At 66.9% G+C, this 24,733-nt stretch carries 20 protein-coding genes; 3 read left to right on the plus strand and 17 right to left on the minus strand.

Going from position 1 to position 24,733, the window contains the following annotated elements; genetic code table 11:
- Nucleotides 1–152: 152 nt before the first annotated feature.
- The 11 genes from BJ987_RS01415 to infA all read right to left on the minus strand — a co-directional run bounded on the left by BJ987_RS01415 (nucleotide 153) and on the right by infA (nucleotide 8,038).
- Nucleotides 153–1,523: an MFS transporter gene (locus tag BJ987_RS01415; protein ID WP_209897703.1), complete on the minus strand. Its 1,371-nt coding sequence runs from the start codon at nucleotides 1,521–1,523 to the stop codon at nucleotides 153–155.
- A 230-nt stretch (nucleotides 1,524–1,753) separates the two neighbouring features.
- A complete protein-coding gene (locus BJ987_RS01420; protein ID WP_209883941.1) occupies nucleotides 1,754–2,581 on the minus strand; it encodes an LLM class F420-dependent oxidoreductase in 828 nt (275 codons plus the stop codon).
- Between the two features lie 80 nt (nucleotides 2,582–2,661).
- Nucleotides 2,662–3,108 carry a PaaI family thioesterase gene (locus BJ987_RS01425; protein ID WP_209883943.1) on the minus strand — a complete coding sequence of 149 codons (447 nt, stop codon included), beginning with the start codon at nucleotides 3,106–3,108 and terminating at the stop codon, nucleotides 2,662–2,664.
- Between the two features lie 25 nt (nucleotides 3,109–3,133).
- On the minus strand, nucleotides 3,134–3,943 hold the full coding sequence (truA, locus tag BJ987_RS01430; protein WP_307869875.1) for a tRNA pseudouridine(38-40) synthase TruA: 810 nt from the start codon (nucleotides 3,941–3,943) through the stop codon (nucleotides 3,134–3,136).
- Between the two features lie 241 nt (nucleotides 3,944–4,184).
- A complete protein-coding gene (gene rplQ, locus BJ987_RS01435) occupies nucleotides 4,185–4,700 on the minus strand; it encodes a 50S ribosomal protein L17 (RefSeq protein WP_209883945.1) in 516 nt (171 codons plus the stop codon).
- A 52-nt stretch (nucleotides 4,701–4,752) separates the two neighbouring features.
- Nucleotides 4,753–5,811, minus strand: coding sequence for a DNA-directed RNA polymerase subunit alpha (locus BJ987_RS01440; RefSeq protein ID WP_067785162.1), 1,059 nt, complete (start codon nucleotides 5,809–5,811; stop codon nucleotides 4,753–4,755).
- Between the two features lie 99 nt (nucleotides 5,812–5,910).
- Nucleotides 5,911–6,516, minus strand: a complete 606-nt coding sequence (gene rpsD, locus BJ987_RS01445; RefSeq protein WP_209883947.1) for a 30S ribosomal protein S4 — start codon at nucleotides 6,514–6,516, stop codon at nucleotides 5,911–5,913.
- 21 nt (nucleotides 6,517–6,537) lie between these two features.
- Entirely contained in the window at nucleotides 6,538–6,951 is a 414-nt protein-coding gene (gene rpsK, locus BJ987_RS01450; RefSeq protein ID WP_209883949.1) for a 30S ribosomal protein S11, read from the minus strand.
- 9 nt (nucleotides 6,952–6,960) lie between these two features.
- On the minus strand, nucleotides 6,961–7,332 hold the full coding sequence (gene rpsM / locus BJ987_RS01455) for a 30S ribosomal protein S13 (protein ID WP_209883951.1): 372 nt from the start codon (nucleotides 7,330–7,332) through the stop codon (nucleotides 6,961–6,963).
- 236 nt (nucleotides 7,333–7,568) lie between these two features.
- Nucleotides 7,569–7,682 (minus strand): 50S ribosomal protein L36, encoded by a 114-nt coding sequence (gene rpmJ / locus BJ987_RS01460; protein WP_011207363.1) that lies wholly within the window; start codon nucleotides 7,680–7,682, stop codon nucleotides 7,569–7,571.
- A 134-nt stretch (nucleotides 7,683–7,816) separates the two neighbouring features.
- Nucleotides 7,817–8,038 carry a translation initiation factor IF-1 gene (gene infA, locus BJ987_RS01465; protein WP_003418601.1) on the minus strand — a complete coding sequence of 74 codons (222 nt, stop codon included), beginning with the start codon at nucleotides 8,036–8,038 and terminating at the stop codon, nucleotides 7,817–7,819.
- 2,483 nt (nucleotides 8,039–10,521) lie between these two features.
- Between infA and BJ987_RS38330 the strand changes: the two genes are divergently transcribed.
- Complete coding sequence (locus BJ987_RS38330; RefSeq protein ID WP_443677972.1) at nucleotides 10,522–11,940, plus strand: MinD/ParA family ATP-binding protein; 1,419 nt, start codon at nucleotides 10,522–10,524, stop codon at nucleotides 11,938–11,940.
- A gap of 9 nt (nucleotides 11,941–11,949) precedes the next feature.
- Here BJ987_RS38330 and BJ987_RS01475 read toward each other — a convergent pair whose 3' ends face one another.
- Nucleotides 11,950–12,534, minus strand: coding sequence for a GNAT family N-acetyltransferase (locus BJ987_RS01475; RefSeq protein ID WP_209883953.1), 585 nt, complete (start codon nucleotides 12,532–12,534; stop codon nucleotides 11,950–11,952).
- A 22-nt stretch (nucleotides 12,535–12,556) separates the two neighbouring features.
- Complete coding sequence (locus BJ987_RS01480) at nucleotides 12,557–13,366, minus strand: GntR family transcriptional regulator (protein ID WP_209883955.1); 810 nt, start codon at nucleotides 13,364–13,366, stop codon at nucleotides 12,557–12,559.
- A gap of 174 nt (nucleotides 13,367–13,540) precedes the next feature.
- Between BJ987_RS01480 and BJ987_RS01485 the strand changes: the two genes are divergently transcribed.
- On the plus strand, nucleotides 13,541–14,041 hold the full coding sequence (locus tag BJ987_RS01485) for a DUF4254 domain-containing protein (protein WP_209883957.1): 501 nt from the start codon (nucleotides 13,541–13,543) through the stop codon (nucleotides 14,039–14,041).
- A 69-nt stretch (nucleotides 14,042–14,110) separates the two neighbouring features.
- Here BJ987_RS01485 and eccCa read toward each other — a convergent pair whose 3' ends face one another.
- From eccCa to eccD, 3 genes are read right to left on the minus strand one after another with little or no spacing between them, the layout of a single operon-like run.
- Entirely contained in the window at nucleotides 14,111–18,226 is a 4,116-nt protein-coding gene (eccCa, locus tag BJ987_RS01490) for a type VII secretion protein EccCa (RefSeq protein WP_209883960.1), read from the minus strand.
- A 3-nt stretch (nucleotides 18,227–18,229) separates the two neighbouring features.
- The gene (gene mycP, locus BJ987_RS01495) at nucleotides 18,230–19,660 is read right to left on the minus strand and encodes a type VII secretion-associated serine protease mycosin (protein WP_307869406.1); all 1,431 of its coding nucleotides are present in this window, start codon (nucleotides 19,658–19,660) and stop codon (nucleotides 18,230–18,232) included.
- Nucleotides 19,661–19,667: 7 nt separating this feature from the next.
- On the minus strand, nucleotides 19,668–21,146 hold the full coding sequence (gene eccD / locus BJ987_RS01500) for a type VII secretion integral membrane protein EccD (RefSeq protein ID WP_209883962.1): 1,479 nt from the start codon (nucleotides 21,144–21,146) through the stop codon (nucleotides 19,668–19,670).
- A 180-nt stretch (nucleotides 21,147–21,326) separates the two neighbouring features.
- Between eccD and eccA the strand changes: the two genes are divergently transcribed.
- Nucleotides 21,327–23,144, plus strand: coding sequence for a type VII secretion AAA-ATPase EccA (gene eccA, locus BJ987_RS01505; RefSeq protein WP_209883964.1), 1,818 nt, complete (start codon nucleotides 21,327–21,329; stop codon nucleotides 23,142–23,144).
- Nucleotides 23,145–23,199: 55 nt separating this feature from the next.
- Here eccA and eccB read toward each other — a convergent pair whose 3' ends face one another.
- A complete protein-coding gene (gene eccB / locus BJ987_RS01510; RefSeq protein ID WP_209883966.1) occupies nucleotides 23,200–24,645 on the minus strand; it encodes a type VII secretion protein EccB in 1,446 nt (481 codons plus the stop codon).
- Nucleotides 24,646–24,733: the final 88 nt, after the last annotated feature.

The following is a 24,733-nucleotide window of genomic DNA, read 5'->3' on the forward strand; positions in this document are numbered from 1 at the left end:
GATCAAGTTGCCGACGGACCCCCGCAACACATTCGCAACCACACGGCAGTCGCCGCCGGGCTGTTTCCGCGTCGCCGTCATCGAAATCTCCTCACCGGCTGGATCCTGGCCGGCATCGACTGCCGACCAGGATCCGACAACTATTCGGTTTACTAGACCCGAGCCGGCGTGGTCGCGGCTTCCTTCGGCTCGAAGGCGTGGCCGGCCTCGCGGTCGAGCTCGGTCGTGGACTTGTTCTTCAGGAAGAAGATGTAGACCAGGAGCGAACCCGCGATGAGCAAGGTGACGTAACCGATGAACTGGGGCACCATGTCGGACTTCTTCATGGCCTGGTAGATCACCGGCGCGGTCCCGCCGAAGGCGGAGTTGGCCAGCGCGTAACCCATGCCCACGCCCAGCGCCCGGATGGAAGCCGGGAACAGTTCGGCTTTCACCAGCGCGTTGATCGAGGTGTATCCGGTCAGGATGATGTAGCCGATGGCCAGCAGGCCGAAAGTGGCGAACGGGTTGGAGGTCTTCGGCAGGAAGGTGATCAGGAAGTAGGTGTAGATCACGCCGCTCGCACCGAAGAACACCAGCAGCGGCTTGCGGCCGACCCGGTCGCTGATCCAGCCGCCCACCGGTTGCAGGCACATCAGGAAGATCAGGCCGATCAGGTTGATCCAGGTCGCCACCATGGCATCGTTCTTGTACGCCGTCTTCACGATGGCCGGAGCGTTGACGCTGTAGGTGTAGAACGCGACCGTGCCGCCCATGGTGATCAGGAAGCACAGCAGCAGCGGGCGCCAGTACCGGGTCACCAATTCCTTGAGCGATCCCGAGGAGCGGTCGGCTCCCGAGCTGGCGGCGTCCAGGTGTTCCTTGGACAGCGACTCGTCCATGTCCCGCCGCAGCCAGAACACTACGATCGCGGCAAGTCCGCCGATGGCGAACGGAATTCGCCAAGCCCAGTCCTCGATCTGCCCCTTCTCCAGGAAGGTGGTCATGATCAGCAGGGTGAACTGCGCCAGCACGTGGCCGCCGACCAGCGTGACGTACTGGAACGAGGAGAAGAAACCACGCTGGCCCTTGGTAGCCACCTCGGACATGTAGGTCGCCGAGGTGCCGTATTCGCCGCCGGTGGCGAAGCCTTGGATCAGCCGGAAGACGATCAGGACCGCGGCCGCGGCTACGCCGATGCTCTCCCTGGTGGGCATGATCGCGATGCCGAAGGAACAGACCGCCATCAGGGTCACGCTGAACACCAGCGCGGAGCGCCGGCCGTGCCGGTCGGCGTAGCGCCCGAAGTACCAGGAGCCGATCGGGCGCATCAAGAATGTGACCGCGAAAATCGCGTAGACATAAACGGTGGAGTTTTCGTCCTCCGGCGCGAAGAACTGATCTTGGAAATAAGTCGCGAAGACGGTGTAGATATAGACGTCATACCATTCGACGAGATTTCCCGAAGAACCCTTGAGCGTATTCAGAATGGCGCGCCGAGTACTCGTGGGCGCCGATAGCGGAGCCGGATTCGACTCCGGCATCTTGCTCAATGTAGTGGACACAGACCTACCTCCTTCGACGCTTCTTCGCGCCATCGGATTCGAGTGTGTCCGTGACCACACTTGTTACGGAAGTGTGCCGACCGCTTCCTAACAGTTCTTTAGGACGATGCCGTAGCAGCCCGCCAGCAACCCGATGCTCCGGTTGGCCGGGGGTATCCGTCGGTGTGGTTGCCGCACCTTCGATCAGGTTCGGCAACCCCGCCGAACGACTATTTCAGCAGCGGCGCGAGCGCACGCAGCGCCGACAGTGGATCGTCGGCCAGCGGCTGGATCGCCACGTGATTCGCGCCCGCCCGCAGATGCGCGCCGAGCTGCTCCGCGACGGCTTCGGCGTTGCCGTGCGCCACCACCGCGTCGTAGAAGCGGTCGCCGCCGGGCTCGGCCAGATCCTCGTCGGTCAAGCCGAAGCGGCGCAGGTTCGACACGTAGTTCTGTAAACCCAGGTAGAACGACGTGCGCGGCTGAGCGGTGACGCGGGCGCGCACCGGATCCTCGTCGATGACAACCTTGTGCTCGGTCGCCAGCAGCGCGTCCTCGCCCAGGATCGCCCGAGCGCTCGCGGTGTGCTCCACCGGCACCAGGTACGGCAGGGCGCCCAGCGAGCGGTCGCGGGCCAGCTTCAGCACGCGCGGACCCAGAGCGGCCAGGGCGCGGCGCTCCTTGGGAACTCCGGCGGCATCGAGTGCGTCGAAGTACTCGACCAGCGCGTCATAGGGCGAGCGGTAGGTGGCGTCGGCCTCCGGATGACCCGCGCCGACACCGAGCAGGAACCGCCCCGGGTAGGCGGCGTCGATCCGATGGAAGACCTCGGCGACCTTCGCCGCGGGCGTCTTCCAGATGTTCACGATGCTGGTCGCCACCGTTAGCGATTGTGTTGCCGCCAACAGGTTTTCCGCGACGACCAGGTCATCCTCCCCGGGTGAGCCACCCAGCCACAACGCGCCGTACCCCAGCTCCTCCACCTCGCGCGCCTGCTCCGGGCTGATCGCGCTGAAAGGAAGCCAAACTCCGTACCGTCCAAGTTCGTCGAATGCCATGCCCTGCCCAACGCGGCACTCCCCCGCCTTGTTCCGCCGGGCGGGAACCGCCGCCCCCAGCCTCGCGAACCCGACTGCGGCTAGCGCGGCGGCATGACGCGGTAGACGTGCCAGCCCTCCGCGACCAGTTCCCCGTCGGCGGTCCGAACTTCGGCCTGGCAGAAGACAGTCGACTTGCCACGCTTGGTGATCCAGCCCTCGGCGATCAGGTCCTGTTCGCGGGCCGCGCCCAGGTAGCGGATTTGCATGTCCACGGTGAACATGGTGGGCACCGCGTCGAACGGGCTCGCTACGGCTGGGACGACGACGGTGTCGATGAGAGTGGCGATCGCGCCGCCGTGCACGACGCCCGCGGGTTGGTTCAGATGAGGGCGGTACGGCAATCGCATCCGCGCGTAATCGAGGCGAACCTCCTCGGCGACGAGCCCGATGAACTGCGGAAAGAAGGTCGCGGAGTCCTGGTCGAAGAACTCCTTCCACGAAGTTTCCTTGTCGCCCGGAAGGGTTTCATGGAGGTCAGCACGCATTCCGTAAAACTACTAGCCTCGCGGCTCAGTCGCCGCAGCAACCGGAGACCGGGATCGTCCGGACTTCCCGGGTCTGGCGGTTACGGGCGGCCAGGTCGGGGTCGGCGGGGTAGTCGACCGCGATCAGGGAGAGGCCGTGGGCGGGTGCGACAGTGACCGAGCTGGATCGTTCGGTTTCGCGCAGCAGGCCGGCGACCCAGTCCGGGGTACGGCGGCCCTCCCCGACGGCGAGGACCGCGCCGACCAGACTGCGCACCATGGACCAGCAGAAGGCGTCGGCGCTGACGTAGGCGATCAACAGCTCGCCCCGGCACTCCCAGTCGTAGCGCTGCAGTTCCCGGACCGTGGTGGCGCCTTCCCGGCGCCGGCAGAAGGCCGCGAAATCGTGCAGCCCCAACAGGTTCTGCGAGGCCTCGCGCATGGCCGCCAGGTCGACGTTGCTGCGGCAGCCGACCACGCTGCGAGCCTGGAGCGGTTCGGCCCCGTAGGGAGCGGTGGTGAGGCGGTAGGCGTAGTGCCGGCGGATGGCGGAGAAGCGGGCGTCGAATTCCGGGGGCGCGATGCGGGCGGCCTTGATGCGTACGTCCTTCGGGAGGAATCGCGCCATCCGGTGCACCAATTTCGCGCCGTCGAAATCCGTGGCGGTGGTGTCGAAGTGGGCGACCTGCCCCTCGGCGTGCACACCGGCGTCGGTCCGGCCCGCGACGGTCAGCTGGATCGGCTCGCGGAACACCTTGCTCAACGATTCCTCGAGTACACCCTGCACCGTGCGCAAGCCCGGCTGCCGGGCCCAGCCGATGAAATCCGTTCCGTCATAGGAGATGTCGAGCCGCACGCGACTGGTCGCGGATGCCTCGGGCGCTTCCGCGCGAAACCCGGCCACACCGGACCCGAGGGACGACCGCTCGGCCGGAATCATCGAATCCTCCACGCTGTCCACCTCACTGCTGACTCGAAGTTGCTTGCCGCCAAGCCGATTGCCCGCGCCGAGACGGCCGAGAAGTTCCGGGGTAACGCGAACGAGCCCGCCGACCCAAACAGGGTGGCGGGCTCGTTCGGGAAGTCCGACGCGAACGTCAGGCGTCCTTCTTGTCCTCGTCGGCCGGAGCCTCGACGACCTCGTCGGTCGCCTCGGCCGCGGGGGCCTCCTCGACCTCGGGGGCGTCGGCGACCTCGGCAGCCGGGGCCTTCGAAGCGGCCACGCGACGGGCGCGATCGGCTTCGTTGGTCACGGTCTTCTCGCGGACCAGCTCGATGATCGCCATCGGAGCGTTGTCACCCTTGCGGGGGACGGTCTTGGTGATGCGCGTGTAGCCACCCTCACGACCCTCGAACGACGGGCCGATCTCGGCGAAGAGGCTGTGCACGACATCCTTGTTGCGGATGACCTTCAGCACCTCGCGACGGTCGGCCAGCGTGCCGGCCTTCGCCTTGGTGATGAGCTTCTCGGCGTAGGGGCGCACGGCCTTGGCCTTGGACTCGGTGGTCGTGATCCGGCCGTGCTCGAAGAGCGCCGTCGCCAGATTGGCGAAAATCGCCTTCTGGTGCGACGACGACCCGCCGAACCGGCGACCCTTCTTGGGAGTGGGCATTTGGTTTGTTCTCCTTGAGTAAGGCGCAAAGGGGTATGCCTACCCCCAGGGCCTAAAGCTGTTCGGTCTCGGCGTAGTCCTGCTCGCCGCCATCGGTGTCACTGAACGTGCCGCTGTCGCTCCACGTTCCGGTGCTCGCGTCGTAACCCACCACGGAAGAAGGATCGAACGAGGCCGGGCTGTCCTTGAGCGAGAGGCCGAGCGCATGCAGCTTGACCTTGACCTCGTCGATGGACTTCTGGCCGAAGTTGCGGATATCCAGCAGATCCGACTCGGTGCGGGCAACGAGCTCGCCCACGGTGTGCACGCCTTCGCGCTTGAGGCAGTTGTAGGACCGGACGGTGAGGTCCAGGTCTTCGATCGGCAGACCGAATGAGGCGATGTGGTCCGCCTCGGCCGGCGAGGGGCCGATCTCGATGCCTTCGGCTTCGACGTTGAGCTCACGGGCCAGGCCGAAGAGCTCGACGAGGGTCTTGCCCGCCGAAGCGAGCGCGTCCCGGGCGCTGATGGAGTTCTTGGTCTCCACGTCCAGGATCAGACGGTCGAAGTCGGTGCGCTGCTCGACACGGGTGGCCTCGACCTTGTAGGTCACCTTGAGCACCGGCGAGTAGATCGAGTCCACTGGGATCCGGCCGATTTCCGCACCCGAGGCCTTGTTCTGAACGGCGGGGACGTAGCCGCGACCGCGCTCGACGACGAGCTCGATCTCCAGCTTGCCCTTGTCGTTCAGGGTGGCGATGTGCATGTCGGGGTTGTGCACGACAACACCGGCAGGCGGCACGATGTCACCGGCGGTGACGGTGCCCGGACCCTGCTTACGCACGTACATGGTCACCGGCTCGTCCTCTTCCGAGGACACGACCAGGCCCTTGAGGTTCAGGATGATGTCGGTGACATCTTCCTTCACACCGGGAACGGTGGTGAACTCGTGCAGGACGCCGTCGATGCGGATGCTCGTGACCGCGGCCCCCGGGATCGAGGACAGCAGGGTACGACGCAGCGAGTTGCCGAGGGTGTAACCGAAGCCCGGCTCGAGGGGTTCGATGGTGAACTTCGAGCGGTTCTCCGCCACGACCTCTTCGGTCAGGGTGGGGCGCTGGGAAATCAGCATTGTGGATCATCCTCCTGTACGGGCACCCACTATTTGATGCCCACGTTATGGGGGTTGTGCGTAATCCCTTGCTGAGCAAGGGATTACGCACGGCACTGATTACTTCGAGTAGTACTCGACGATCAGCTGTTCAGTCAGCGGCACATCGATCTGCGCGCGCTCGGGAAGCTGGTGCACCAGGATCCGCAGCCGGCCCGGGATCACCTGCAGCCAGCCCGGAACCGGGCGGTCGCCGACGGTCTCGCGCGCGACCTGGAACGGCAGCGTCGGGAGCGACTTCTCCTTGACATCGATGATGTCGTACTGGGTGACCTGGTAGCTCGGGACGTTGACCGCGACACCGTTGACGATGAAGTGGCCGTGCGAGACGAGCTGACGGGCCTGACGACGGGTACGAGCCAGACCGGCGCGGTACACGACGTTGTCCAGCCGGCACTCGAGCAGACGCAGGAGGTTGTCACCGGTCTTGCCCTTGAGGCGGTTGGCCTCTTCGTAGTACCGGCGGAACTGCTTCTCCATGACGCCGTAGGAGAAGCGAGCCTTCTGCTTCTCCTGCAGCTGCATCAGGTACTCGGATTCCTTGATCCGCGCGCGGCCGTGCTGGCCGGGCGGGTAAGGACGACGCTCGAACGCCTGGTCTCCGCCGACGAGGTCGACGCGAAGACGACGCGACTTGCGGGTGATGGGGCCTGTATAACGTGCCATTTGTTATCTGTTCCTTTCCCGCTAGACGCGACGACGCTTGGGCGGACGGCAACCGTTGTGCGGCTGGGGGGTGACATCGGAGATCGTGCCGACCTCCAGGCCCGCGGCCTGAAGCGAACGGATCGCGGTCTCACGGCCCGAGCCCGGACCCTTGACGAACACGTCGACCTTCTTGACGCCGTGCTCCTGCGCCTTGCGGGCGGCGTTCTCGGCAGCGAGCTGCGCGGCGAACGGGGTGCTCTTACGCGAACCCTTGAAGCCGACGTGACCCGAGGACGCCCAGGAGATGACGTTGCCCGACGGGTCGGTGATCGACACGATGGTGTTGTTGAACGTGGACTTGATGTGCGCGTGGCCCAGCGGGACGTTCTTCTTATCCCGGCGGCGCGACTTCTGGGTCTTCTTAGGACCCGAGGTACGACTCTTCGGAGGCATCGGTTATCCCTACTTCTTCTTGCCGGCGACGGTGCGCTTCGGGCCCTTGCGGGTACGCGCGTTGGTCTTGGTGCGCTGGCCACGCACGGGCAGGCCACGACGGTGGCGCAGGCCCTGGTAGCAGCCGATCTCGATCTTGCGACGGATATCGGCCTGCACCTCGCGGCGCAGGTCACCTTCGACCTTGAGGTCCGAACGCTCGATGTAGTCACGCAGCTGCGTGACCTGGTCGTCGCTGAGATCCTTCGAGCGCAGGTCCGGGCTGACGCCGGTGGCTTCCAGGATCTCCTTGGCGCGGGTACGCCCGATACCGAAAATGTAAGTCAGCGCGATCTCCATGCGCTTTTCACGCGGGAGATCAACGCCCATGAGACGTGCCATGTGGCAGGTTCCTTAATGTTGCGGAGGTCTGCTCCCTGTCCGTTCCCCTCGTCTTGGCGGGGCACCGGCCTCCGAACCGGTGGTTGGCACGCACGCCCCCGGGCTGCTGAGATATCTCAAAAGCGCCGGATTGTTCCGCAGCGTGCGGCTGGAGCTGGGAGTTCTTCTTTTTAGCCAATCCGAACTGCGTCGGTGCTTGGCTGGTGATCAGGGCCCGAGGGCCCCATCGGGCCGAATCAGCCCTGACGCTGCTTGTGACGCAGGTTGTCGCAGATCACCATGACCCGGCCGTGGCGGCGGATCACCTTGCACTTTTCGCAGATCTTCTTGACGCTCGGCTGAACCTTCACGTCCGTCCAATCTTTCTTTGGTTCACACGGGTGTGAACACAGTTTTTCCCCAGCCGGAAGACTGGGGAAGTCTGTAGGCCCGGTTCGCACCGGGATGACGGCGTCGGGACGCCGTCCGCGCGATCAACTAACGATCACTTGTAGCGGTAAACGATCCGACCTCGGGAGAGGTCGTAGGGGGAAAGCTCAACGACCACCCGGTCCTCGGGAAGGATACGAATGTAGTGCTGCCGCATCTTTCCGCTGATGTGCGCGAGAACCTTGTGACCGTTCTCGAGCTCGATCCGGAACATCGCATTGGGCAGCGGCTCGACAACTCGACCCTCGACCTCGATGGCCCCGTCTTTCTTCGCCATGTCCTCCGCGATCCCGGTTCATCGAGCAGCGCTTGTCGAAGACACTGCCGCTCGAACCTGGTTTGATTGCCTGGTGTCTGTTTGGATGGACCAGCCTCGGTGAGGCCAGGCATGCAAACAGTCGGCGCATAGGTGCACCGCCGCTCCAGCTTACCGGCAGGGGTCCGATCAGGCAAAAACGGGCCCGTGCACGGCGAGGTGACCAGGGCCACGACGTGCCCGGAGTGTCGCGTAAACTGGGCGCGATCCAGAAATCGATCGAACAGATCTAGGGGGATGTGTGAACGAGCGTACCGAGTCGATCACCGTCCTTCAGATCAGTGAGGCAACGTCGTGAGAGAGCGCACCAGCAACGCAGCGTCCACGACTACAGCAGGGCCGATCGTCAGCGAGGCGACGTCGTGAGTCGTAACAACGACAGCTTGCCCATGCTGCCGCCGTGGCTGGCCGAGTCGGAGGGTGGTGGCGCGGGGTACGAAGCGCCGGTCCAGAATCTGCCGCACGAAGACTTGATCGACGACTCCCCTAGACGTAAAGAAAAGAAGAAGCGGAAGGGGCTGTTCGGGCGCGACAAGGACACCGGCACCGAGCGCGGGTCCGAGTGGGGTCAGCCGCAGCAGCTACCCGACGCTCAACCGGCCCCTCGGCCCCAGTCGGCTCCTGACCCCGGTCCCAATTCTTGGTCGCAACCCGGGCCGGACACTTCGCGCGATTCTTGGTCGCAACCCGGGCCCGATACTTCGCGCGACACTTGGGGGCAGCAGCCGGGTGGACCGGTAGCGCCACCTACGCCCGGTTCGCGCCCTGAAGACGTTCGCCCGTCCGAGCCGCTGAGCCGCGAAACCGCGCCGCCGCCCGGTCTGCCCATCCGCCAGCCCGGCGAGTACCGCGGCTCCTTCCAGCCGTTGGGGCAGCCGTCCGCGGAGTCCCGCGGCGGTGCTCCGGACCCGATGCCCTCGAACGAGGCGACCACCCGCTACACCCGGCCGGAGCCGGATGCGCCGGTCGCTGAGCGTCCGCCGCTACCCGAGCCGCCGGCGCGCTTGCCGGAACCGCCCGCGCGACTCCCGGAACCGCCCGCACGCTTGCCCGAACCACCCAGCGACCGGTCGTATCCGCCGGGTCCGCCGACAGGTGAGCAGCCGAGCACCTTCGCACCGCTCCCGCATGCAATCGACGCACCGTCCGCCGGTACGCGGCCGGAGCTGCCCGGGCCGCCGCCCGGGCTGCACAACCCCGAATCCTCCACCGTCCCACCGGTATCCGGCGGGCGGCCGCCGCTGCCCGAGCCACCCTCGGCCACCGGCGATCAGAGACCGCGCGATCCCCGCGAGGTCGACGGGCCACCGCCCTGGCTGGCCGGTCCGTCCGACCCGGGGCACCTCGGCCTCGATCCGGAAGAGTCGCAGGCTGATTCAGCGCAGTCCGGCCCGATTCCCCGCGGCCGGCACTGGCTGCCCGCGGACCACGTGGACAACGCGCAACCCAGCGCCCCGATGTCCCGAGCCGAACAGCCTTGGAATCCCCCGCCTTTCAGCCCGCCGGCCACAGGCGAGCAGGGTCCCAGCGGCGAACATCCCGGCGCTCCTGGCGTTTCAGCGCCCGGCGATCAGCGCGGACCGGACGGCCGCCGCATCCCCGGCGCCTTCGCACCCCCCGCTGCCGCTGCCCGCGCACCCATCAGTGATCAGCTCGCGCCGGGCGAACGCCGCGACCCAGGCGTCTTCAACCAACCGCCCAGCCAGCCCTTCACCGGCCAGCCCGGCACCCCGAACCCCTTCGCCCCGTCGGCAACTGGTCAACCCGTCCCTGGCGAACGCCGCGACCCAGGCCTCTACGAACAGCCGCACAGCGGACATTCGGGCGACCCGAACGCCTTCGCCCCGAACCCAACTGGCCATCCCGTCCCTGGCGAACGCCGCGACCCAGGCCTCTATGAACAGCCGCACAGCGGAAACCTTGGCGACCCGAATGCCTTCGCACCGGGCGTAACTGGCCAGCCCATCCCAGACGAAGGCCGCGACCCCGGCCTCCAAGACCAACCCCTCGGCCGATCAAGCAGTGGAAGCCTCGGCGACCCGAATGCGCTCGCACCGAACGCAACTGGCCACACCTCCCCCGGCCAACGCCGCGACCCAGGCCTCTACGACCAGCCGCACAGCAGTGGACAGCCAGGCGAGCCGAACGCTTCCGCACCGGCCCCGATCCCTGCCGAACGCCGCGGCCCTGGTCTCCACGACCAACCGCCCAGCGGACGCCCCGGTGACCTGAATGCCTTCGCACCGGGCACAGCGGGTCAGCCCGATCCGGGCGAGCGGCGCGACGCGGGTCTCCACGACCAACCGTCCAGCAGCGGACAGCCCGGCTCCCCGGGCACCTTCGCACCGAGTGATCAGCGTGCGCCGGTCGGCGACCAGCATGCGCCCGGTGAACGCCGCGACCCGGGCCTTTTCAACCAGCCGTCCACCGGGCAGCCCGGTGACGTGAATAGTTTCGCGCCGCAGCGACTTCCGGCGGGTGAGCAGCCCGGACCGGGCGGTCATGTCGTCAACCAACCGCCCGGGCAACCCCTGAACGGGCAGCCTGGACCAGGGACTTACGCCGCACCCGCGACTGGGCTGCGTGCGCCGGTCGGTGATCAGCCCGGACCGGGCGAACGCCGCGACCCCGGCGTGTTCAACCAACCGCCGAACCAGTCGTTCACCGGCCAGCCGTACGCCGCACCGGCCACCGGTCAGCACGCCCCCGTCGGCGACCAGCCCGCCCCCGGCGAACACCGCGGCCCCGGCGTGTTCAACCAACCGCCGAACCAGCCGTTCATTGGCCAACCGGGCGGCCAGCCCCCCGGTGCGTACCCGCCCGGGCAGCCCGGGGCCTGGGAGCAGGGGCCGAACCAGCAGCAGTGGCAGCAGGGTCCCGGTGTGCAGCCGCAAAGTGGGCAGTGGGGTAACGGGCCGCGGCCGAATCATGGTGGCCCGCAGCCTTCGCTGGACGACGTGCCGCTGCGCCGGGCCAAGAAGGCTCCGGGTGGTGGCTGGCGTAAGGCCGTGCACCACATCTCCGGTGGCACGATCAATCCCGGCATGTCCGCGGAGGAGTTGCGGCTACAGGAATTGGTGGCGCGGATCCGGCAGCCCGTGCGCGGCGACTACCGGATCGCGGTGCTGTCGTTGAAGGGCGGCGTCGGAAAGACCACCACCACAATGGGTCTCGGCTCGATCTTCGCCTCGATCCGCGGTGACCGGGTGATCGCCGTCGACGCCAACCCCGACTTCGGCACGCTGTCCCAGCGTGTTCCGCTGCAGACCCGCTCCACCGTGCGCGATCTGCTGCTGGACCCGAACGTGGAGCGCTACTCCGATGTCCGCAAGCACACGTCGCAAGCCACGAGCCGACTGGAAGTACTTGCCTCCGAACGTGATCCGGCTGCCTCGGAGCAGTTCGACGAGCACGAGTACCGAGCCGTCGCGCGCATCCTGCAGCGGTACTACAACATCATCCTGACCGATTGCGGTACCGGGTTGACGCACTCGGCGATGAGCGGCGTCCTGGATCTCGCGCACTCGCTGGTGCTGATCTCCTCCGCCGCCATCGACGGCGCCCGCAGCGCCGCGGCCACGCTGGACTGGCTGTCCCTGCACGGCCACGACCATCTGGTCCGCAACGCGGTCGTCGTGATCAACCTGCCCCGTGAGGGTTCGGTGAACGTCGGTATCCAGCAGCTGCGCGAGTACTTCCTCTCCCGCTGCCGCGCGGTGCACATCATCCCGTTCGACGACCACCTGTCCGAGGGCGCCGAAATCGACCTGCACCGCCTGAGCAAGCAGGCCAAACGCGCCTACGTCGAACTCGCCGCCACCGTCGCCGACGAGTTCAACCTCGACCATCGCCGCTACCACTGACCGCCGCGGTCAGGTGGCGGCGCGGTAGGCGGTGAGGGCCGGCTCGGGCTGCCGGGTGCGCGGGGCGAAATTCCAGGACTCCGTGCGCCTTTCGAACAGGGCGCGGGAGGGGCCGGTGGCGATTGGGCCGGCGATGCGGGTGAGGTGGAATCCGGAGCGGCGGTAGTAGTCGTGCAACTCGGCGTTCGTGGTCCAGGCGTCGAGGCGGACCCAGTTCCGATCCTGCTGGAAGGCGAGCCAGCCGGCGTGCTCGAGCAGGTGGCGGCCGATACCGTGCCCGGCGAAGCGGAGGTCGACGATCATGTAGTGCACGATCACCGCGTCGTCCAATTCCCAGGGCGACCAGAGATTCGGGTCGGCATGATGGTCGACGGTGATGGTGCCGGCGGTTTCGCCGTCGACGTCGGCGATCCAGGTTTCACCGGCGGCCAGTGAGCGTTCGACGGCGTGGGCGAAGGTTTCGATGGGTTTGCCGCGCCCCGCCACGGACCACTGGTCGGACCCGCGGGCGGTGAGCCAGGCGGTGCGCTGCAGGCGTAGGCGGCAGATCGCGGCGAGGTCGCCGAAGTGCGCCGGCCGGATGACGATATTCATGGGATCACAGTTTTCTCTCTCGTCAAGGGAGGGAGATGCCACGCCGGTACGCACTGCCCAGCGTGTCGCGGATTACGCCGATCCCCTCGTCGTCCCCGATCTCGTAGGACAGCCGGTTGCGGGTGGCGATGGAGCGATGCCGGGTGGCGCGGGTGACGCGCTGGTGGTTCGCCCCGATCCGGAGATGATCCAGCAGGATGGTTCCGGTGGCCACGCCCAGCACGATGGCTTCCTCGGCGCCGGCGGGGCGGGCACACAGCGTGTCGCGGTGCGCGGTCTCGGCATGGCCGCGGTCGGCCAGTCGACGGGTGGTGCCCTCCGGAATGTCGTGCGGCGAGTCGATGCCGGTGGCTTCGGCCAGGTCGCGCGGGTAGAAGCTGACCTCCCAGGACCACGGCTCGTTGTCCAGATATTGGACGACCGTCCGGGCGAGCACCCAGGAGTCCGCCGGAACGCCGAGCCATAACGCGACTTCCGGTGCGGCAGGCTCCATCCGGGCACTGAATTCCTTGGTCGGCTCCCGATTCGCCGCCCGCGCGATCTCTTCGAAGATATCGTGGGTCGCACGCGGGCGATCCGGACGAATGTGATCGGTGACCACGGATTCCAGAACTTCCTGGTTTCGGACGATGGTCCCGCGGGAAGTAGCTGTGTAGACCAGATTTTCGGTAACCAGGACCTGAATGGCATTCCGGGCAGTGGTGATCGAGACCTGCATCTGATCGGCGAGCTCGGTGTGGCTGGGAAGCCGATCACCCGGGCTCCATTTGCCCCCGCGGATCTCCTCGCGGAGGAGGTTTGCGATCCGGTGGTATGTCGGACCCTCCGCCATCGTGCTCCTCGGTTGGTCGGGCAGGTAACGAAGTGTACTCGTCCTCGTTTTCTACGGCCCGGTAACGCTTGACAGGTCCCTTCAGAGGTTTATTGTAATCAACGTCCTGATCCGGTGTTGTGCGGCGATGAACGGCGAGGCAACGTGGCAGGTTCGGATTCATCAACAGTAGTCATGGCTCTTCCCGGCGCACAGCGTTGCGCCGAAACGGCAACGCAGCCCGCGATTTCGGGGCTATTGCCGACCTCGGATCTACTCGTGCGGGCGTGCCGCGGTCACCGCGTCGTCGGTGGTCCGTTGCTGTGGTTTGCCCGCGATCTCGCGGTGCTGCACGAGCGACGCCTGGTCGGCCGCGGCGGCTGCATCGACACCAACCCGGTCGTCGTCCTCGAAATCGAGCGCCGGCGAACCGAATTGGTCATGGCGGTAGACGACTGGGTGGCTCGCAGCGTGCCGCAACACCGGCTCGGCGCGACGCTACACACCGAAACCGTCGGGTCTGTCATCGATCGCCTGGCCGAATCCTCGGTGCGCGCGCATCACGCGTTGATGACCCTGGACGCGCACGACGAGATGCTGCACGGGGCATGGCATCACCTGGCCGAATTGGCCGACGCCTATGACGATTTGGTGCGCGATATCGTCGCGGGGCGGCGTCGGTTGCCGGAGTGGTGAGGCCGGTGGACGCTCGGAGATAAAAGCCCCGCGGTTCTGAAAAGAACTGCGGGGCTTCGTCTATGGGCCTTACGTCGTCGGTGGGAGGTAGGCCACCTGCATCATCTCGTTGCCGTTGCGCGCGATCAGCGTGCCACGGCCGGGCGGCAGTTTGGCGGCCCGGACCTCACCGATGATCCGGCCCTCGTCCTTGGGCGCGCTCATCAGCAGCGCGTCCACACCCATGTCCTTCAGGGTGCCGAGAACCTTGTCGTACAGTGCCCGGCTGGCGCCACCGGCGCGGCGGGTGATCACCAGGTGCAGACCGATATCACGAGCCTGGGGCAGGAACTCGATCAGCGGTTCCAGCGGGTTGCGGCCACTCGAGACGACCATCTCGTAATCGTCTACCACCACATAGATTTCGGGCCCGCTCCACCAGCTGCGTTCGCGCAGCTGCTGCGGTGTTATGTCGTTGCCGGGGATCCGCTTCTGCAGATAGTTCGCGACCTCCTTGATCATCCCGAAGGACGTCTGCGAAGAGGTCGAGTACCCGGCCAGCTGCGCGCCCTCCAGCACACCGAGCATGGTGCGCCGGTAGTCGATGAGGATGACGCGGGCTTCCTCGGAGGTGGAGTGCTCCGTGACGCCCGCGACGATATTGCGCAGCAGGGTGGTCTTGCCGCATTCCACATCGCAGAAGGCGTAGAAGTGCGGCTGCGCCTCGAAATCCAGCACCATCGGCTGAAGTTCGGATTCACCGATGCCGATGACGGCCCGGGTCTTGCTCTGGTGGATGCCCGCCCGACCAGCCTCCGCGAGCACGGCCTCGCGCGACAACTCGGCCGGCAGCATCCGCACCTCTGGCGCACGTCGGCCGCCGTAGAGCTCGTTGAGCTGTTCCTTGGCGGCGTTGACCCCCTCGGACAAAGTGCGCGGATCGGAATCGGAGTCCAGGCGCGGCAACGCGATCAACAGGTGCAGCTTGTCCGCGGTGAGACCGCGACCCGGCCGGCCGGTCGGCACGAGCACGGCGGTGCGCCGGTCCATTTCGGAGTCGGAGGGGTCGCCGAGGCGGAGCTCGATGCGGGTACCGATGAGGTCCTTGATCTGGGGCCGGATCTCCGGCCATCGAGTGCTGGAGATCATCAGATGGATACCGTAAGAAAGGCCCTGTGCGGCAATGGCATTGAGCTGGGGTTCCAGCATGTCGTAATCCGCGCGGATGGTGGGCCAGCCGTCGATGACCAGGAAGACGTCACCGAAAGGGTCCTGCGCGAGCGGGTCGGCCTGTCGCTCGGCCGGCGGTCGCTCGGCCAACAACGCTTTGCGCCGCCGGAACTCGATGATGGAGTCGATGCCCAGCTCGCGGAAGTGTTCCTCGCGCCGGCGCAGAATTCCGGTCACCTCCGCGATGGTGCGGCGGATCCGGTCCACCTCCATGCGGCCCGCCACGGAGCCGACATGCGGCAGCCCCGCCATACCCGACAGCGTGCCGCCACCGAAATCCAGACAGTAGAACTGCACCTGTTCGGGGGTGTGGGTGGCCGACGCGGCCATGATGATGGTGCGCAGAGTCGTCGATTTACCCGACTGCGGTCCGCCGACCACCGCGACGTTGCCCTGACCCGCGGAAAGATCCACGATCAGCACGTCGCGGCGCTGCTCATAGGGCTTGTCGATGACGCCCAGCGGCAGCCACAGCTGCCCATGCCGGTTCACCGGCGAACGCCAATCCGGATCGGGCAGCAGCATATCCACCGACGGCGATTCCTCCAGCGGCGGCAGCCACACCTCGTGGGCCGGCCGGCCGTGGCCGCGCAGGCGCTCGACGACGGTGGTCAGCAGCGTCGCGGGGACGGCTTCGTTGACCGATACCGGCGCCTCGTCCTCGTCCTCCGCCGGGGACTCCCCGGGCGGCGGCGGCAATTCCGGAAGACCCAGGCGGTTGGGCGGTGGCGGCAATTCCGGCCGTCCGTCGCGGGTGGCCTCGCGCACGGGCTCGATGACCTCGGGCATCGCCACCGGTGCCGCGGTGAACACGGCCGGCGCCTGTCCACCGACGGTCTTGCCGTCCACCTGCCTGGTGCCGCGCGGCGAAACATACGGCCCGGACACATAACTCGCGTTGAAGCGCAGTGGATCGTCGGCGTCGCTCTTGAGGTAGCCCGAACCCGGGACGCTGGGCAGGTGGTAGGCGTCGGTGATACCGAGCACCGCGCGAGATTCGTTGGCGGAAAAGGTACGCAGGCCGATCCGGTAGGACAGGTGGGAGTCCAGACCGCGCAACTTGTTCTCCTCCAGGCGCTGCGAAGCCAGCAGCAGGTGCACCCGCAGCGAGCGGCCGAGGCGGCCGATCATCACGAAGAGGTCCGCGAAATCGGGCTTCTGCGAAAGCAATTCGGAGAATTCGTCGACCACGACGAACAACGCGGGCAGCGGATCCAGATCGGCTCCGGCCGCGCGGGCCTTCTCGTACTCCGTGACGTTGGCGAAGTTGCCCGCTGAGCGCAGGAGTTCCTGCCGTCGCGTCATCTCACCGGAAAGGGCGTCCTTCATACGGTCGACGAGCGCCAGTTCCTCTTCGAGGTTGGTGATGACCGCGGAGACGTGCGGCAGCGAGTCCAAGCCGAGGAAGGTCGCACCGCCCTTGAAGTCGACCAGGACCAGGTTGAGCAGGTCCGGGGAGTGCGTGGTCACCATGGACAGCACCAGAGTGCGCAGGAACTCCGACTTACCGGAACCCGTTGCGCCGATGCACAATCCGTGCGGACCCATGCCGTTCTCGGCGGATTCCTTGATGTCGATCTCGACGGGGGTGCCATCGGGGGTGACACCGATCGGCACCCGCAGTCGCTCCCGGTCACTGCGCGGACGCCACACCACCGCGGGATCGATCTGCGCGGCGTCGGGAATCTTCAGCAGCGACATCAGGCCGGGATCGGAGCGCGTTTCATCGCCGAGGCTGACCATCTGCGCGGCGGTCGCGATGCGGTAGCGCGCCAGGTCGCGGGCCAGCGACGTGGCCTCGGCCCGGCCGACGGAATCGGATTTGGCGAATTTCTCCACGCCCGCGGCGGATTTCGCGGCCACCATGCCGTCATCGGTAACGACCAGCTGCAAGCCGCGACGCACCGCGAGACCGCTTTGCGGCGCGGTGAGGTCGAGCACCGTGACCGAGTCCAGTCCCGCGTCGCTGACCACGCGCTCGGAACCGCTGACGTAGCCGTCGTCGATGATCACCAGCAGATGGATCCGGCCCGCCGTGGGCTGCGCGTTGCGCATGAACCGGCCGCGTTCCACCAGTTCGGCGGACATCGAGGTTTCCAGTTCGGCCAGCGAGCGATACATCATCCGGGCCGAGCCCATGCCGTCGCGGTCCACCGGATGTTGCAGGTGCGGAAGCCATTTCGCCCATGCCCAGGCCGGGCCGTCGGGATCGGCGCAGATGATGGCGACGGCGGTGTGGTCGGGGCCGTGGAAGGTGGTGAACTCCATCAGCATCGAGCGCACCAGGGTCAGCGCGGCCTCGCGCTCCCCTTCGATGTTGATCGCGGGGAAGGCGCGCAGCGAGATGGCGGTGGGCAGTCCGTGCACCACCGAGTGCGTGCGCACGAAGCGCCGCAACGCGACCGTCGAGACCGGTTCCAGGTCTTCCAGCGGTCCGGTTTCCGGGCGGGCGAGTTTGGTCGCCAGGCGGTGGCTACCCACGCCGACCCGAACGTGCCCGAAGTCGGGATCGTTGGGGCGGCGTTCCCACATGCGGCGGGAGCCGATCACCGATTGCAGGTCACTGGGTTCCGGATGGCTCCACAGCAGCGCGGCCAGCTGCTGATTGCCGGTTTTACGCACATCCTTGCGGACCTGATCGAGGTAGCGGAAGTAGTCTTTGCGCTCCTCGTTCAGCTCGGCGGCCTTCTTCGGCCCGCCGCCGCCGCGCATACCCGCCATCATGCCGAACATCGACATCAGCATCATCATCGGGAACATCATCATGAACGGGTTGGCCAGCAGGTTGCGGCCCATCATGACCATCATCGCGATCATGCCGACCACGGCGACAACCATCACCAGCGGCATCAGCTTCATCAGCAGATTGCCCGCCACCGGACGTTCGAGCTCCGGCGGCGCGGACAGCGCGACCTCGCCGCCCGGCGGACGCGGCGGCGCGATCCGCGGCCGGCGCACGAAACCTTCGGTTGCCATGTGCTACAACCCTTCTCGAGTTTCAGGCTCGGCCCCGGGGTCGACATTCACCGCGCGGCCCCGCCGGAACGGGATCGAGGCGGCGTAGCCGAGCCCGAGCAGGGCGAGCAGCGTGATCGAGCCGATGGTGGCGACCAGACGCGGCGCCGGATCCACATACGGCGGTGGACTCGGACCGGCGATTTTGCGAGGCAGGTCGGAGCCGACCTGCACCGGCTTCGCCGGCAGTTGCGCGGTGAGTGCGGCCAGCGGGTCGACCAGGCCGTGCCCGATCTTGTCGTTGCGGCCGTTGTCCGGCGCCTGCGCGGTCAGCTTGATCCGGTCGATCACCTGGGCGGCGGTCAACTCCGGAAAGCGGGATCGGACCAGCGCGGCCAGTCCGGAGACATAGGCGCTGGAGAAACTGGTCCCGTCGATGGTGGAGTAACCCTCATTGGTCTGGGTGGCGTTGACCAACCCGGCCCCGCCCGGTTTGCTGTCCAGCGAGACGATCTCGCGGCCGGGTGCGGCGACGCCGACCCACGGGCCGTGCAGCGAGAATGGCGACACCGTGCCGTCGGGCTCCATCGATGCCACCGACAGCACATAGGGCGTGAACCAGGCCGGCGTCACGATGGTGCCCACGGCCGCCCACCCCGCGCGATCGTTCTGCTTCTCACAAGCGGTGCCCTGCATGGTGTTTCCAGCGGCGGCGACGACCACCACATTGCGATCGTAGGCGTATTTCACGGCGGCGCCCAGCGCCCCGTCGGCCGAATTGCCACCCGAGGGGATACAGGCCACCTCGGAGATGTTGATGACGGTCGCGCCCATGTCCACCGCGCGAACCACGCCCGCCGCCAGGGTGTTCACCGTGCCGTATCCCTCGCGCGTGATGACGCCCGGCTCCTCGCGGCGATTGCGGTCCTTGGCCTCGTAGGCCGAACTCAGTTGCCGGATCGCGAGAATCTCGGCTTCCGGTGCGACACCGGCGAACCCGTCTTCCAGACTGGGCCGGGCCGCGATGAGCCCGGCGACGAAGGTGCCGTGGCCGTCGCAGTCGACGGTGCCGTCGGTATCGGAGACGAAGTCGCCGCCCGCCTGCAGGGCGGGCAGACGCCAATGCCGGTTGACGCCGGTATCGATGACCGCCACCTTCTGTCCCGCGCCTCGGCTGAATTGCCAGGCCTCCTCCAGACCCAGCACCCGCTGGGCCAGTGGCGGTTCCTGCGGCGCACTGCCGCGCAGTGCGGGTTCGGCGCAGATCTTGTGCTGCTCGGTCTCATCCGGCGGCCGGCCGGCGGCCGCCAGGCCGAGCACCCCCGCCAGCGCGCCGTCGTCGACGCGCGGCGGTGCGATCGCCAGCGCGGGGGCCGGCGATCCGGCGCTCAGGGCGAGCACCGCGGCGACGGCCGCTGCCCGCCATATCCTCCGGGAGATCATCGCGAAAACCACCGCTGGATCAAATGTTCCGGGCGGCCGAGTAGATGTCCATGATCCACAGCACCAGCGGAATAATGGTGCAGATCAAGAGATATTCGAAGATCTCACCGGTCCGTCGCATGGGCGGCGACATCTCGGTGTGCGGGCCGATGACACCGAACGCGACCGCGGCCGTCGCCACGACCAACAGCATCCCGGCGATCGGCACCACCCAGCCGGGTTCGCCCAGGGCGAGTCCGACGCCGAGGGCCACCAAAGCCGTTGTGCCACCGGCGATCAGCGTGCAGGCCTGGACCAGGTCGGCGAACGCCCGGCCGCGCAGGCACAGGATGAGCGAGACCACGACGCCGAGGGTGATGCCCTGCCAGCGGGTGGTGCCGAGCGGGTTGGCCGCCAGCACGATGCCGATGGCCGCGGCCACGGTGCAGCCGATGATCATGCCGGACTGGTACTCGTTGGCCGCGCGGGCCCGATGCTCGAGCCCGGCCGCCGAGGGCAGCGCGGTCGCACCGATGGCGCCGATGTCCTCGATGGTGGGGCGGGGTTCGTGGTCGGCGGGATCGATGGCCGCACCGGCGGTCGGCACCGGCGGCACCGGTAGTCGAGCGGCGGCGACCGCGAGGCGCGGCACCAGGGTGATCACGATCAACGCGCCGACCAGGACACCGGCGGCGACCTTGGACACCGACGGATCCCAGATCATCCGCACCATCGCGGCCACCCCGCCGAATACCGCCAGTGTGATGAGGGTGGTGAACATGGTCGCCCCGACCCGGGCCATGCTGTAGAGGACCGCGGCGGCGACCAGCGTTGCCACACAGGCGAACATGGCGTGCGGGCTGCCGAAGTCGTTGGGTACCAACAGCGCCGTGCCCGCGAAGATCAGCAACAGCGCGTACAGCGACAACATGATCGCCGGCAACTTCGCCTCGTCCTGGTATTTGCGGGAGACGAGCACCGCCGCACCCCCGGCCACCAATCCGGCGCCGAGCGCGATGAATCCGATCGCGATACCGGCGCCGTCGTGCTTGGCCACGCCCAGCAGGTAGATCGCGGCGAGCACCGCGCCCAGACCGGCGAGCAGGCCGAGCCAGCGCGCCGAAACCGGCGACCAGTGCCGGAACGAGGTCGCGGTCAGTTTGGAGACCGCGTCGATGACATCGTCGAAGAGCGCCGGCGCCTCCTTGGCGGTCACCGAGCGCAATACCAGCAACTCGCCGTCGAAAACCTCGGCCTCGGTGAGCGATTGGTTTGCCGGAATGGGATCGCGGCCGATCCGCGCCAGTGTCCAATGCTGCGTCTGCAGCGGCGCGCCGTCCTCGTGCTCGGTGAGATCCGGGTTGCGGGATTCGATCAACTCGACCACATCGGTGATGAACGCGGCGATCGGAACTGTGGCAGGCAAACCCAGATCCAACTGAGTATTGCCGCCGATCACCGACACTCGGCACAACTCCGGATCAACGGCAGCCACTGTGCTGCTAGACGGATCGGTCACAGCTCGGATGACTCCCTACCTAGAACTCACTTCAACGCCATGCAACGTACTCAACTTATCGGAGAAGTCGCGCACCCGCAGGGCCTTACCCACCCCGCCGACTCCGTCGGCTTTCGCTTCCCCAGGTGGCTATGCTTGATGGGAAACAGCACATCCGTTTGTTTTTAGGGGCCAACCCGTATGACCGGCAACCGTCAAGCACAACGCGCATTCGACGCTGGTGTCTTGTCCTTGGGCATTGCGATCGAGGGGCAGGAATCTGCCCGCGATCTGGAATATGCCCAGCTCGCCTTCCAGCGCGCCACCGAATGGGACCCCGGGATGTGCGACGCCTGGCTCGGGCGCGCGGCCGCGGGTGAGCACACCCGGGAGGTGGTCTTCAACCTCTACAAGACCAGCACCAGCACGCTTTTCCGGGAGCAGCGCCGGCTCGGCCTGCAACCGCGGGCGCTGGCGGGCCGGTTCACCCTCGGGCAGTACATCGACTACCCGCTGGCCAGTTACGCCGAGATCTGGTTGGCGCAGGCCGCGCAGCTGATCACCGACGGCGACTACGACGAAGCCGAGAAGGTGCTCGACGAGCTGGCCAAACACCGGGCCGCGCAGGTGTCCTCGTCCGACCGCGAGATCGACGATCGGATCTGCGCGTATGCCCGCGGGGTACTGCATTTCACCACGCAGCGCTGGCCCGATGTGATGACCGTGCTGGCCGGTTCGGCGGAGTGGGCGGACCCCTATCTCGCCGCGGGCGCGCACGTCATGGTCGGGACCGCCTGTGCCCAACTGGGTCTGTTCGGCGAGGCGATCCGCCGCATGGAAGCCGCCGAGGCGGGCCCCATTCCGGCCGCGGCGACCACCGCGCGGTTCTGTCGCGGCCTGTGCCTGCGTGAGACCGGCGAGGAAGAGCAGGCCCAGGCGCTGTTCGAGAAGGTCTTTTCCGAGGCCCCGGGCTTCGAGGCCAACACGATGGCCATGCGCGACCGCAAGTTCCGGCTCACGGTGACCACCAAGGAGGTCATCGACGCCCGGACCAATAAGTGGGATCCGGCCTCGGCACCCTCGCTGGAGCAGATGGGCCAGGAGGAGCGCGACGACAAAGCCAAACTGACCTTGGAGAAGGCTCGCGCCGAACTCGATGAGCAGATCGGTCTGGCCGGTGTGAAAATGCAGGTTGCCAAGTTGCAGGCAACCGCTCAGCTAGCACGGATCCGGGCCGAAAAGGGAATGGCCAGCGGGTCCCGTGGACAACATCTGGCATTCACCGGACCGCCGGGAACCGGTAAGACAACCGTTGCCCGAGTGGTGGCAAAAATTTACTGTGGCTTAGGAATTCTCAAGACCGACAAGCTGATAGAGGCAAAGCGTTCTGATTTCGTCGGCCAACATTTGGGCAGTACCGCGATCAAAACGAACAAATTGATCGACTCCGCCATGGACGGCGTGTTGTTCATCGACGAGGCCTACACACTGATCCAGACCGGCTTGTCCGGTGGTGACGCATTCGGCCGTGAAGCCGTGGATACCCTGCTGGCCCGAATGGAGAACGACCGCGATCGGCTCGTGGTGATCATTGCCGGGTACGACGGCGAAATCGACCGCTTCCTGGCCTCCAACGACGGTCTGGCGTCCCGCTTCGCCAAGCGCGTGAAATTCGACTCGTACTCGCCGGAGGAACTCGGCGAGATCGGGCGATTCATTGCGCGCAAGCGGGATTCGGAGGTATCGGAGGAGGCGCAGGCGCTGCTGGTGGCCGCCTGTGCCGGACTCTACGAGAAGCAGGCGACCGACCAGAGCGGCGAGCTGCGGCGCGGCATCGACATGGCGGGCAACGGCCGTTTCATCCGCAACGTCATCGAGGCCGCCGAGGAGGAGCGGGAGTTCCGGCTGGCCAACGACATCAATCTGGATCTGTCGGCGGTGGACGAGTCGGTGCTGATGCGCATCGAGGCCGAGGATATGCAGAACGCACTGGACAGCGTGCTGTCTACTTTGCGCTGAGCCGAGAGACAGCACAGCGGCCCCGAATCTTTCGGGGCCGCTGTGCTGTGCGGAGTCAGTTGGTGGTGGGCAGGGTGTCGTAGCTGACGAGGGCTTCCTCGCGCGACAGGGTCGGCCCCGGCACCAACTGGCCGATGATGGGCCACGGTGCGGGCCGGGGCTTTTCGGCCAGGCCGAGGATGGCGGCCGTCTCGGCGTCCGGAATGCCGTAGCGAATCCCGTTGTCGGAGATGTAGAACAGGCTGCCCTTGCGCACGCTGTCCGGCGCCATACCGGTGACCTGGAGGTACTCCCCCGAATTCGGCGGGATGTAGGCGGTGTCGATACGGTCGCCGGTGCCGTCGCCGGTGGCCAGATCCACCACCTTCGCCGAACTCGGCAGCGGCAGCGCGCGTCCGGCGAAGACCGTGATCGTGGCGGCCGGGTCGGACGGCTTCTTCGCCCACTGCATGCAGCTGACCTGGTTGTCCTCCGGGGTGAGGATGCGCGGGATCGGGCCGGGGAATTTGTCCACCGGCAGCGGGCTCACCACCGGTACGCCGACGACGCGGTCCGGCGGGACCGAGATGATGTCGTTCATCTCCTGCGAGTTGGCATTGCGGATCACCTCCGCGGAGAACGGCGAAAGTCGTTGCACACCATCGGCCAGCACCACATACAGCTCCTCGGAGCCGACCCGCTGCACCCGGATCACGCCGCCGATCGGCACGCCGGACAGGCGGCCGGGGCCGGGCTCGCCGAGCCGGTCGATCTTCGGCGGGGTGAGGGCGGGGACCTGAGTGGCGGAGTTGAGCAAGCCGGCGCTGACCGGGCGCGGGTTGTATTCGGCGAGCCCGAGCGAACGCGCGAGCACCGAATCGTTCGGATCCACCTCGGCCCGTTTGCCGTCGAACATCAAAAAGGTCTTGCCGCCGCGGCTCACCAGCAGCGCTTCGTCGGCGTGCAGCGGACGGGCCGCGCCCGGCGCGCTGGTATCCAGCGCGCCGGCGATCACCGTGGACTTCGAGCCGGGCGAGTGGGCAGCGCTGCCCGCGGCGGACAGCTCCACGGTGTCGCACAGGCTCCAGATCGAGTCCGCCGAGGCCGCGCCGGGCAGCGAGGCCGGGACGCCGGGAATGCCCACCAGCGGCCCACGCGGCATGGTCAGCTTGGATTCCTTGACCGAGGTGGGTTTTTCGTTGCTGGCGGCGATGAGCCGGGCCGAAGCCAGGTTCAGCGCCGGGTGCAGGGTGCCGTCGACGATGACATAGAGCGCGCCGGTCTCCTTGCCCATCACGATGTTCGCGTCACCGATCGAACCGACCGGACGCAGGAAGGCCAGGATCGCCGCGCCGGCGACCACCAGGATGCCGAGCACGGCGCCGACGACCAGCGAGCGGAACTGCGAGCGCATCGGATCGTGCAGCATCCGGATATCGCGGCGGATCAGCGCGTGCTCATACCTTTTCAGCAGAAAACGGTAGCCGTTGACTTGCGCCTTGGTAGTCAACTGTGCGGGCACGAACGCCTCCGAACTGACGCGGGTATAGCGGAACGAGTGAATAACTCGGTGCGGTTTACAGTACCCACCTACCCCGCCGACTTCGCAA

Source organism: Nocardia goodfellowii, from assembly GCF_017875645.1.
Classification (GTDB): Bacteria; Actinomycetota; Actinomycetes; order Mycobacteriales; family Mycobacteriaceae; genus Nocardia; species Nocardia goodfellowii.

Bases quoted from the DNA above. Each gene is read 5' to 3' on its own strand.
- BJ987_RS01415 (WP_209897703.1), bottom strand. From the start codon at position 1,523: ATGCCGGAGTCGAATCCGGCTCCGCTATCGGCGCCCACGAGTACTCGG.
- BJ987_RS01420 (WP_209883941.1), bottom strand. From the start codon at position 2,581: ATGGCATTCGACGAACTTGGACGGTACGGAGTTTGGCTTCCTTTCAGC.
- BJ987_RS01425 (WP_209883943.1), bottom strand. From the start codon at position 3,108: ATGCGTGCTGACCTCCATGAAACCCTTCCGGGCGACAAGGAAACTTCG.
- rplQ (WP_209883945.1), bottom strand. From the start codon at position 4,700: ATGCCCACTCCCAAGAAGGGTCGCCGGTTCGGCGGGTCGTCGTCGCAC.
- BJ987_RS01440 (WP_067785162.1), bottom strand. From the start codon at position 5,811: ATGCTGATTTCCCAGCGCCCCACCCTGACCGAAGAGGTCGTGGCGGAG.
- rpsD (WP_209883947.1), bottom strand. From the start codon at position 6,516: ATGGCACGTTATACAGGCCCCATCACCCGCAAGTCGCGTCGTCTTCGC.
- rpsK (WP_209883949.1), bottom strand. From the start codon at position 6,951: ATGCCTCCGAAGAGTCGTACCTCGGGTCCTAAGAAGACCCAGAAGTCG.
- rpsM (WP_209883951.1), bottom strand. From the start codon at position 7,332: ATGGCACGTCTCATGGGCGTTGATCTCCCGCGTGAAAAGCGCATGGAG.
- infA (WP_003418601.1), bottom strand. From the start codon at position 8,038: ATGGCGAAGAAAGACGGGGCCATCGAGGTCGAGGGTCGAGTTGTCGAG.
- BJ987_RS01475 (WP_209883953.1), bottom strand. From the start codon at position 12,534: ATGAATATCGTCATCCGGCCGGCGCACTTCGGCGACCTCGCCGCGATC.
- BJ987_RS01480 (WP_209883955.1), bottom strand. From the start codon at position 13,366: ATGGCGGAGGGTCCGACATACCACCGGATCGCAAACCTCCTCCGCGAG.
- BJ987_RS01485 (WP_209883957.1), top strand. From the start codon at position 13,541: ATGGCTCTTCCCGGCGCACAGCGTTGCGCCGAAACGGCAACGCAGCCC.
- eccCa (WP_209883960.1), bottom strand. From the start codon at position 18,226: ATGGCAACCGAAGGTTTCGTGCGCCGGCCGCGGATCGCGCCGCCGCGT.
- eccA (WP_209883964.1), top strand. From the start codon at position 21,327: ATGACCGGCAACCGTCAAGCACAACGCGCATTCGACGCTGGTGTCTTG.